The organism is Nocardioides sp. NPDC057577, from assembly GCF_042801335.1.
In the GTDB taxonomy this organism is placed as follows: domain Bacteria; phylum Actinomycetota; class Actinomycetes; order Propionibacteriales; family Nocardioidaceae; genus Nocardioides.
This window is the reverse complement of sequence record NZ_JBHVGB010000381.1, coordinates 1-1,012: the sequence shown is the minus strand read 5'-3', so window position 1 is coordinate 1,012 and position 1,012 is coordinate 1. Positions and strand designations below refer to the sequence as shown.

The window sequence follows — 1,012 nt, the reverse complement described above, 5'->3', positions numbered from 1 at the left end:
ACGCAGTACGGGCCTTCGTACCCGCCCTTGTAGATCTGGTCCTTGTCGAACAGGTCCTGCACGAACTCCTGCACACGGTCCGTGTGGCGCTTCTCCGTCGTACGGATGAAGTCGTCGTTCGCGATGTTGAGGTGCTCCCAGAGGGGCTTCCACGACTCCGTGACGAGCTTGTCGGCCCAGGCCTGCGGGGTGACCCCGTTCGCCTCGGCCGTACGCATGATCTTCTGACCGTGCTCGTCCGTGCCGGTGAGGTACCACACCTTCTCGCCGCGCTGGCGGTGCCAGCGGGTGAGCACGTCGCCTGCGACGGTCGTATAGGCGTGGCCCAGGTGAGGAGCGTCGTTGACGTAGTAGATGGGGGTCGATACGTAGAAACTGTTCACGCCGTCGCCCCCTTGCTTCTCGGATCCAGTGGCCGCCATGGTCGAAATCCTAACGGCCCGTGGAAGATCCACTCACATCGATGACGGCCGCCCGGGACGCGGAGAGCTTTGCGAAACATCCTTTCCCGTACCAAAGACGCATCCTGGGAGGAGTGGACACGCGTGCACGAGGCAGGGGACAACACGATGCGGGTACTGGTCGCCGAGGACGAGGAGATTCTGGCGGAGCTGGTGGCGACCGGGCTGCGGCGTGCCGGATTCGCCGTGGACACCGTGTACAGCGGGGACGCGGCGCTCGCCTATCTGGGACTGCACGACTACGACGTGGTCGTGCTGGACCGTGATCTCCCCCGCGTGCACGGCGACGACGTCGCCCGCAGGCTCGTGTCGACCGGCTCGCGCACCAGGATCCTGATGCTCACCGCCTCGGGGACCATGGAGGACCGGGTGGAAGGGCTCGATCTCGGTGCCGACGACTACGTGAGCAAGCCCTTCGAGTTCCCCGAACTGGTGTCACGGGTGCGTGCCCTGCGGCGCCGCAGCGCCCGGCCGGTCCCGCCGCAGCTGGAGAGACACGGCATCAGGCTCGACAGCGTGCGCCGTGCCGCCACCCGGGACGGGCGTGACCT

The 1,012-nt window shown here is 66.6% G+C and carries 2 protein-coding genes; one reads left to right on the top strand and one right to left on the bottom strand.

The genetic code is table 11. The annotated features are described in order from the left end of the window. Positions 1-383: class I tRNA ligase family protein (locus ACFU7D_RS29960; protein WP_378874224.1), on the bottom strand; the 383-nt coding region annotated here is incomplete at its 3' end. A 186-nt stretch (positions 384-569) separates the two neighbouring features. Here ACFU7D_RS29960 and ACFU7D_RS29955 point away from each other — a divergent pair. Then, positions 570-1,012, top strand: a 443-nt coding sequence (locus ACFU7D_RS29955) for a response regulator transcription factor (protein ID WP_378874226.1), incomplete at its 3' end; no start/stop codon positions are given.